At 67.6% G+C, this 8,632-nt stretch carries 10 protein-coding genes; all 10 read right to left on the bottom strand.

The window, feature by feature from the left end; genetic code table 11:
- Positions 1–1,294: threonine synthase (thrC, locus tag VNR91_RS11650; protein WP_325490939.1), on the bottom strand; the 1,294-nt coding region annotated here is incomplete at its 3' end.
- Positions 1,294–1,929 carry an SURF1 family protein gene (locus VNR91_RS11645; RefSeq protein ID WP_325490938.1) on the bottom strand — a complete coding sequence of 212 codons (636 nt, stop codon included), beginning with the start codon at positions 1,927–1,929 and terminating at the stop codon, positions 1,294–1,296. The genes VNR91_RS11645 and thrC, both read right to left, overlap by 1 nt.
- Positions 1,926–2,303, bottom strand: coding sequence for a DUF983 domain-containing protein (locus VNR91_RS11640; RefSeq protein WP_325490937.1), 378 nt, complete (start codon positions 2,301–2,303; stop codon positions 1,926–1,928). The genes VNR91_RS11645 and VNR91_RS11640 overlap by 4 nt, the downstream gene beginning before the upstream one ends.
- Positions 2,304–2,314: 11 nt before the next feature.
- Complete coding sequence (locus VNR91_RS11635; RefSeq protein WP_325490936.1) at positions 2,315–3,184, bottom strand: cytochrome c oxidase subunit 3; 870 nt, start codon at positions 3,182–3,184, stop codon at positions 2,315–2,317.
- 32 nt (positions 3,185–3,216) lie between these two features.
- Positions 3,217–3,759: a cytochrome c oxidase assembly protein gene (locus tag VNR91_RS11630; protein ID WP_325490935.1), complete on the bottom strand. Its 543-nt coding sequence runs from the start codon at positions 3,757–3,759 to the stop codon at positions 3,217–3,219.
- Positions 3,756–3,893 carry a hypothetical protein gene (locus VNR91_RS11625; RefSeq protein ID WP_325490934.1) on the bottom strand — a complete coding sequence of 46 codons (138 nt, stop codon included), beginning with the start codon at positions 3,891–3,893 and terminating at the stop codon, positions 3,756–3,758. The genes VNR91_RS11630 and VNR91_RS11625 overlap by 4 nt, the downstream gene beginning before the upstream one ends.
- On the bottom strand, positions 3,890–4,792 hold the full coding sequence (locus VNR91_RS11620) for a heme o synthase (protein WP_325490933.1): 903 nt from the start codon (positions 4,790–4,792) through the stop codon (positions 3,890–3,892). Before VNR91_RS11620 ends, VNR91_RS11625 begins: the two co-directional genes overlap by 4 nt.
- 116 nt (positions 4,793–4,908) lie before the next feature.
- Positions 4,909–5,589 (bottom strand): peptidylprolyl isomerase, encoded by a 681-nt coding sequence (locus VNR91_RS11615; protein WP_325490932.1) that lies wholly within the window; start codon positions 5,587–5,589, stop codon positions 4,909–4,911.
- Positions 5,590–5,674: 85 nt separating this feature from the next.
- The gene (gene ctaD / locus VNR91_RS11610) at positions 5,675–7,342 is read right to left on the bottom strand and encodes a cytochrome c oxidase subunit I (protein WP_325490931.1); all 1,668 of its coding nucleotides are present in this window, start codon (positions 7,340–7,342) and stop codon (positions 5,675–5,677) included.
- A gap of 4 nt (positions 7,343–7,346) precedes the next feature.
- Positions 7,347–8,462 (bottom strand): cytochrome c oxidase subunit II, encoded by a 1,116-nt coding sequence (gene coxB, locus VNR91_RS11605; RefSeq protein ID WP_414712409.1) that lies wholly within the window; start codon positions 8,460–8,462, stop codon positions 7,347–7,349.
- Positions 8,463–8,632: the final 170 nt, after the last annotated feature.

Below are 8,632 nucleotides of genomic sequence, written 5' to 3'. Positions count from 1 at the left end.
CGGGCAGCGACGGGCGGACCCCGGTCGCGCGCTCGACCGCGTCGCCGAACTTGGCGGCGTGCGCGGTCGCCAGCGTCACCACCGGCACGTCGGCCGGCAGCCCAGCGCGGCGCGCGGCGGCCAGGCCGATCGCGGTGTGGGGATCGATCACCTGCCCTGCCTCGGCATGGGCCCAGCGCATCGCTTCCGACATGTCGCCCGGCTCGATCCGGTCGCTGGTGAACAGCGCCGCCGCGCCCTGCTGCTGCGCGTTGGTCAGCCGCATCGCCCGGCTCGATTCGAAACCGCGCATCTGCTCCGCCATCGCCGCGCCGTCGCGCCCGGCCAGGTCGAACAGCAGCCGTTCGAAATTGGAGCTGACCTGGATGTCCATGCTCGGCGCCGCGGTCGGCGTCACCGTGCCGGTGGAATAGTCGCCGTTCGAGAGCGCGCGGTGCAGGATGTCGTTGACGTTGGTCGCGACGATCAGCCGCGCGATCGGCAGCCCCATCCGCGCCGCGACATAGCCGGCGAACACGTCGCCGAAATTGCCGGTCGGCACGCTGAACGCGACCGGGCGCGCCGGGGCGCCCAGACGGACGGCGGCATAGAAATAATAGACCACCTGCGCCATCAGCCGCGCCCAGTTGATCGAATTGACCGCCGACAACCGGAACCGGCCGGAGAAGGCCGGATCGTTGAACATCGCCTTGACCAGCGCCTGCGCCTGGTCGAAATCACCCTGGATCGCGATGTTGTGGACGTTGGGCGCCAGCACCGTCGTCATCTGACGGCGCTGGACGTCGGACACGCGCCCTTCCGGATGGAGCATGAAGATATCGACATGCTCGCGCCCGGCCAGCGCGTCGATCGCCGCCGATCCGGTATCGCCGCTGGTCGCGCCGACCACGGTCAGATGCGTGGTCCCGCCGGTCAGGAACCGCTCGAACAACAGCCCGAGGAACTGGAGCGCGACATCCTTGAACGCCAGCGTCGGGCCGTGGAACAGCTCGAGCAGGAAATGGCGCGGATCGAGCTGGACCAGCGGCGTGACCGCGGCATGGGCGAAACGGCCATAGGCGGCCTCGCACATCGCGCGCAGTTCGTCCTGCGACAGCACGTCGCCGACGAACGGCGCCATGATCCGCACCGCGGTTTCGGGATAGGACAGGCCGGCCAGCCCGGCGATCGCGTCGGGCGACAGCGTCGGCCAGGTTTCGGGCACGTACAGCCCGCCGTCGCTGGCCAGGCCGGCGAGGGTGGCTTCGCGGAAATCGAGGGCGGGGGCCTGCCCCCGCGTGCTGATGTAGCGCATCAAGGTTCCTGCGAAATCGAACCGCGCGAACGGCGGCGAAGCGCGAGGCCGTAGATGATGAGCGCCAGCGCGGCAAATATGAACCACTGCACCGCATAGGCGAGGTGGTTGTTCGGCACCGACGACAGGTCGGGCGCGGGGTTCGCCGCCAGCCCGGCGATCGGGGTGGTCGCGACCAGCATCAACGGTTTGGGACCATGATCGAACAGGCCGGCGATCAGCGCGCGGTGATCGGGGGCGTGACTGATCCAGCCGGTGACCTCGCCGCCGGTCCAGGCCGGCTGGCCGGTGGGCGATGCGGCGACGCCGAGCTGGACGGTCAGCCCCGGCCCCTCCGCCCCGGTGGCGCAGGTGACGATCTGACGCCAGCCGCGCGTGCCGTCGGCGCCGCGGCCGGCCTCCCGGCTGAACTGGAGCGGGCGCAGGCAATAGGCGGAGGATTTGCGGAACAGCGCGTCGTCGCCGGTGCCGAAGCGCGGCCAGGCGATCGGTGGCTGGTGCAGGTTGGCGGCGTAGCGATCGAGCGCGGCCAGCTTTTCGTGCCGGCGCTGGAGCTGCCACACGCCCAGCGCGATCATCGCCGCCACCGCGACCAGCACGACGATCGTCGCGACGGCGGGGATCGGCCGCTTCACGACGCGTCCTCGATCCGTCCCTCGCGCGCGGCGTTGCGATATTCGCTGGCGATCAGCGCGCCCTTGGCGACGCGGAGGGCGCCGACCACGCCGGCCAGGGTCAGCGGGATCCACAGCAGCATGTGGACCCATAGCGGCGGGCGGATGGTGAAGTCGGTGGCCAGCGCCAGGATCACCACCACCGCGCCGATGCCCAGCGTGATGAACGCAGCCGGACCGTCGCCGACATTGAAGGTGGAGAAATCGAGTCCGCACCCCCGGCATCGCGGCGCGAACTTGACTGGCCCCTCAAACAGCGTCGAGGCGCCGCATCGGGGGCACAGCCCCTTCAGCGACGCCTCGGCGATCGTCGGTGTGGCGGTCGGGGCGGTCATCCCGCCCCGGCTCATCCGCCGTGGACCGGCGCGCCCCAGCCGCCCCAGACGTAGATCGAGACGAACAGGAACAGCCAGACCACGTCGACGAAGTGCCAGTACCACGCGGCCGCCTCGAAGCCGAAGTGCTGGCGCGGGGTGAAATCGCCGCGATAGGCGCGGATCAGGCACACGATCAGGAAGATCGTGCCGACGATGACGTGGAACCCGTGGAAGCCCGTCGCCATGAAGAACGCCGCGCCATAGTTGATCCCGCCGAACGGGAACGGCGCGTGGATATATTCATACGCCTGGATGCAGCTGAAGATCAGGCCGAGGATGATCGTCAGCCACAGCCCCTTCTTCAGCCCCTCGCGATCGCCGTGGATCAGCGAATGGTGCGCCCAGGTGACGGTGGTGCCCGACAGCAGCAGGATGAAGGTGTTGAGCAGCGGGAATTCGAAGGCGTTGAGCACTTCCAGCCCCTTGGGCGGCCACTGGCCGAGCGCGTCGGTCAACAGCTCGACCGTGCCCTTTTCGCCATGCGCGCCGGGGACGTAGCCGATCGCCGCCGGGAACAGCGAGAAATCGAAATAGGCCCAGAACCAGCCGACGAAGAACATCACTTCGGAGGCGATAAACAGGATCATGCCATAGCGCAGGTGCAGCTGGACGACCGGCGTATGATCGCCGCGATTCGCCTCGCGGACGACGTCGCTCCACCAGAAGAACATCGTCGCCAGCACGCCGGCCATGCCCAGCGCGAACACCCACGGGCCAAAGGCGTGGCCCTTCATCCACATGATGCCGCCCGACGCCAGGATGCCCGCGGCCAGCGAGCCCATCAGCGGCCAGGGGCTCGGTGGCAGGATGTGATAGTCGTGGTTCTTGGCTCCAGCCATCGTGGCGTCCCTGTTAGGTGTTTTGAGGTGCTCTAGCTTGCCGTCTTGCCGGAATCTACCGGGTAAAAGGTGTAGCTGAGCGTGATGGTGTCGACGTCCTTCATATCGGGGTCGTCGCGCATCTTCGGATCGACGTAGAAGATCACCGGCATCCGCACCGTCTCGCCGGGTTGCAGCGTCTGTTCGGTGAAGCAGAAACACTCGATCTTGGTGAAATATTTGCCCGCCTGCTGGGGGGAGACGTTGTAGGTCGCCGTCCCGGTGACCGGGTGGGCCGCGTTGTTGGTGGCGGTGAAAAACGCCATGTCGCGCGCGCCGACGTCGATCGTCTCACGCTCCAGCTCGGGCTTGAACGTCCATGCCAGCTTGGGGCTGATGTTGCTGTCGAACGCGACGTTGATCTTGCGCCCGATCGCGCCGGGCGCCTGCGTGCCGCGGTTGGTGGTGCCGTCCAGCCCGGTCGCCTCGCAGAACATGCGATAGAGCGGCACGCTGGCAAAGCCGAGCCCGGTCATGCAGCAGATGCCGACGATCGCGAGGATCGCGGTGCGCGTATTGCGCGTCAGCTTCGTCACCCGTCCATCCCCGCCTTGATCTTGGCGATGGTGATCGCGAACATCAGCACCGCGAACACGCCAAGCAGGATCGCCATCACCAGCGCCCGCGATTTCTGCCGGGCGCGATATTCATCCTGATTCTTCGGGGTCATGCCAGCCACCTGTCGACGACGACGGCTGCGAACAGCAGCGCCAGATAAAAGAGGGAAAAGCGGAACAGCCGCTTTTCGGGAAGCATCGCGTCGTCGGCGCCGGTGGTGCGCGTCGCGACCCGCAGCGCCAGCACGCCGAACACCGCGTTGAGCGCGAGCGATGCGATGCCATAGACCGGGCCGGTCAGCCCAAGCGGCCACGGCGCCACCGCCACAACCGCCATCGGGATGGTGTACAGCCCGATCTGGCGCCGCGTCACCCGTTCCCCGGCGACGACCGGCAGCATCGGCACGCCGGCGTTGGCGTAGTCGGTGCGCACGAACAGCGCGAGCGCCCAGAAATGCGGCGGGGTCCACAGGAACACGGTCGCGAACAGCAGCACCGGCAGCAGCGCGACATTGCCCGTCGCCGCCGCCCAGCCGATCAGCGGCGGAAACGCCCCGGCGGCGCCGCCGATGACGATGTTCTGCGGCGTGCGGCGCTTCAGCCACACGGTATAGACCAGCACGTAGAACAGGATCGAGACCGTCAGGATCGCGGCCGCGGCCAGATTGACCGCCAGCCCCATCAGCAGCACCGAGAACGCGCTCAGCCCCACCCCGAAGTGGAGCGCCGACTGGCGATCCATGCGGCCGTCGGGCAGCGGCCGCTTGGCCGTGCGCTTCATCGCCGCGTCGATATCGGCCTCATACCACTGGTTGAGCGCACCCGCCGCGCCCGCGCCCAGCGCGATGCACAGGATCGCGGTGAAGCCGATCACCGGATCGACCCGCACCGGCGCGGCCAGCATCCCGCACAATCCGGTGAAGACGACCAGCGTCATCACGCGCGGTTTGGTCAGGGCGAGGAAGTCGCGCCACTCGGCGGGGAGCGGCAGGGGGTGCGGAGCGGTAGCCATGGTTGGGAGGGGCTATAGGCGGGAGTCGTCGGCGGGGAAAGTCGTTCGGTTCAATGGGGTGGCCGCGCGTTGCGGGGGGCGGAACCATCGCGGCCTGCCCGTGGCCCGGTCGGGGGCTATCTGGGCGGGTCGACTTTGGGCGCGCCGATCAGCCACGGCTTGACCCGACCGGTCGGGCGCGGCGTGCCGTCCAGCCGCTCGGCGCGAATCAGCGTCACCGGCTTGAGGATCATCTGTCCCTTCATCGGGCCGGAGCCGCCGCCGGTCGGCTGCGCCAGGATGCGCTGGACCACGTCCATGCCAGCGACGACGTGGCCGAACGCGGCATAGCCCGGATAGGGGCCGGCGGCGTCGAGCGACGGCGTCGCGCCGACCATGATGCTGAAATTGCCCGCCGCCGAATCGGGATTGGCGCCGCGCGCCATCGATATCGTGCCGTCGAGATGCCTGATGCCGGTCCGGTCGGTACGCTCCATCGGCACCGATCCGGGCAGGATGCGCCGCGCGTCGGTGCGGATGCCGCCCTGGATGAAGCCGAACTTCGGCGCCACCTTCTTGCGCGCGGCGCGGTAGAAATCGGTGCCGTCGAACCGCCCGTCGTCGACATAGGCCAGGAAATTGGCGGTGGTCTTGGGCGCGCGGCGCGCATCGAGCGCCACCACGATCGCGCCGGCCGAGGTCACCAGCCGGACGCGGACCAGGCCGGGGACGGGCCGTTTGCCGGTCTGCGCGGCGCCGGGGACGGACGGCGCGGCGACCAGCGCCAGCAGGGCGATCAGGACCAACGGAATACGCATCGCCCGCCCTCAAGCAGATTTGGCGGATACAGAAAAGCCGGCGAGTCGCCCCGCCGGCCTTTGCTGTCGTTCGATGACGCCCGGATCAGTCGACCTTGGGCAGCGTCTCGAACTGGTGGTACGGCGGCGGGCTGGACAGCGTCCATTCCAGCGTCGTCGCGCCTTCGCCCCAGGGGTTGTCCCCCGCCTTGCGGCCGGCGAACAGGCTGATCGCCAGGTTGATGAAGAAGATCACCATGCCCGCGGCCATGATCATGTACCCGTAGGTCGCGACCGTGTTGTAGTGCTCGAAGGCGTTGGGATAGTCCGGGTAACGCCGCGGCATCCCCTGCAGGCCCAGGAAGTGCATCGGGAAGAACAGCAGGTTCACGCCGATGAAGAACACCCAGAAGTGCAGCTGGCCGAGGAGCTCGTTGTACATCCGGCCCGACATCTTCGGGAACCAGTAGTAGAAGCCCGCGAACAGGCTGAACACCGCGCCCAGCGACAGCACATAGTGGAAGTGGGCGACGACGTAATAGGTGTCCTGCATGTAATCGTCGACGCCGCCATTGGCGAGGACGACGCCGGTCACGCCGCCGACGGTGAACATGAAGATGAACCCGATCGCCCACAGCATCGGCGTCTTGAAGCTGAGCGAGCCGCCCCACATCGTCGCGATCCACGAGAAGATCTTGATGCCGGTCGGCACCGCGATCACCATCGTCGCGGCGGTGAAGTACATCTTCACGTTGACGCTCAGGCCGGTGGTGAACATGTGGTGCGCCCACACGATGAAGCCGACCACGCCGATCGCGACCATCGCATAGGCCATGCCGAGATAGCCGAAGATCGGCTTTTTCGAGAAGGTCGACACGATGTGGCTGACCATGCCGAAGCCCGGCAGGATCATGATGTACACCTCGGGGTGGCCGAAGAACCAGAACAGGTGCTGGTACAGGATCGGGTTACCGCCGCCGGCCGGATCGAAGAAGGTCGTGCCGAAGTTGCGGTCGGTCAGCAGCATGGTGATCGCCGCGGCGAGCACCGGCAGCGACAGGAGCAGCAGGAACGCGGTGACCAGCACCGACCAGGCGAACAGCGGCATCTTGTGCAGCGTCATGCCCGGCGCGCGCATGTTGAAGATGGTGGTGATGAAGTTGATCGCGCCGAGGATCGAGCTGGCACCGGCCAGGTGGACCGACAGGATCGCCATGTCGGTCGACGGCCCCGGCTCGCCATAGGTGGAGAGCGGCGCGTACAGCGTCCAGCCGTTGCCGGCGCCGCCGAAGAACGGCGAGGCGAGCAGCAGGGTGAAGGCGGGGATCAGCAGCCAGAACGAGATGTTGTTCATGCGCGGGAACGCCATGTCCGGCGCGCCGATCATGATCGGCACGAACCAGTTGCCGAACCCGCCGATCATCGCCGGCATCACCATGAAGAACACCATGATCAGGCCGTGCGCGGTGACCAGCACGTTCCAGAAGTGCAGCGCCTCGTCGAACGACTGCTCACCGCCGTGGAGCATCGACGCCCAGCCCTGGAGGTACTGGATGCCTGGGTGCATCAGCTCGGCGCGCATCAGGCCCGAGATGCCGCCGCCGATGATCCCCGCGCAGATGGCAAAGATCAGGTAGAGCGTGCCGATGTCCTTGTGGTTGGTCGACAGGAACCAGCGGGCGAAGAAGCCCGGCTTGTGATCGGCGTCATGATGGTCATGCGCGTGATCGTGGTGGCCGTGCGCGTCGAGCGCATCGATGGTGGTATCGGTCATCGGATCAGTTTCCGGGGTTGGCCGTCGCGGCCTGATTGGTGGTTGCGGCGGGGACGGTGACATTCTCGACCGGGGCCGAGTCGTTGGCGGCGGTCGCGGCGGCGGGCGCCGGGGCCGGAGCCGGGGCCGGAGCAGCTTCCGCAGGGGCGGCGGCGCCGGGCATCTTGCCGCCCTTGGCCTTCACCCACGCCTCGAACTGCGGCAGCGGCACGGCCTCGACCGCGATCGGCATATAGCCGTGACGCGCGCCGCACAGTTCCGAACACTGGCCGAAATAGACGCCGGGCTTCTCGATGGTGAAGCTGGTTTCGTTGATGCGGCCGGGAACGGCGTCGAGCTTGATCCAGAACGCCGGGATCGCCCAGCTGTGGATCACGTCGGCGGCGGTGGTCAGCAGGCGGATCGGCACGCCGACCGGCAGCACCACACGCTGATCGACTGCCAGCAGGCGCGGGCCGTCGGCGTCGGTGCGGTAACGGGTGCCCGCGGGAACCTCGCTCTGCTCCTTCAGCATGTTGGACGTCAGCTGAATGTCGCCATGGTCGGGATATTCATAGGTCCAGTACCACTGGTTGCCGGTCGCCTTGAGCGTGATGGCGCCCTTGGGGGCGGGCTTGAACTGCGCGGCGAGCAGCCGGATCGACGGCACCGCGATCGCCACCAGGATCAGCACCGGCACCAGCGTCCAGATGATCTCGATGAAGGTGTTGTGGCTGGTCTTGGACGGAACGGGATTGGCCGCCGCCCGATAGCGGAACATCACCCACAACAGCAGCGCCAGCACGACGATGCAGATGACCGAGATCAGCGGGACCAGGATGGCGTTGTGGAACCACTTCGCCTCCCGCCCATTGGGGGTGACCTGGGTCTGGATATCGATCCAGCGGTCACTGGGCTGGCCGACGTGCTCGACCGGCAGGAGCAGCGGCGCGCCGTCCTGGGCCAGCGCCGGATCGGCGGGGGTGGCGGCGTTCGCCGTGGTCGTGGCGGCGGCATCGGCGGCGGGTGCCTCCGTCGCCGCGGCCGTCGGTGCGGCGGTAACGGCCGGCGTCGCATAAGCGGCACCGGTGCCGGCGAGCGCAAGCCCCACGGCTGCGATCATCGTCTTGAGGGCAAACATGCGCATCGTGGCGGAACGTCCCTGTTGGTCTTGCCGGCAAGCGAAAAAGCCGGGCGCGCGAAATTGGGCCGATTACTCGGTCAGGCCGGCCTATACGCAAGGGTTCCGCCTGTCTCAAGCACCTGTCTCAAGCAGGTTGGGAAAAGCTTCGCTCCCATTGCCGTCGCGGG

The organism is Sphingomonas sp., assembly GCF_035555815.1.
Classification (GTDB): Bacteria; Pseudomonadota; Alphaproteobacteria; order Sphingomonadales; family Sphingomonadaceae; genus Sphingomonas.
The sequence above is the reverse complement of the archived record's forward strand: the minus strand, read 5'-3'. Positions and strand labels throughout refer to the sequence as shown.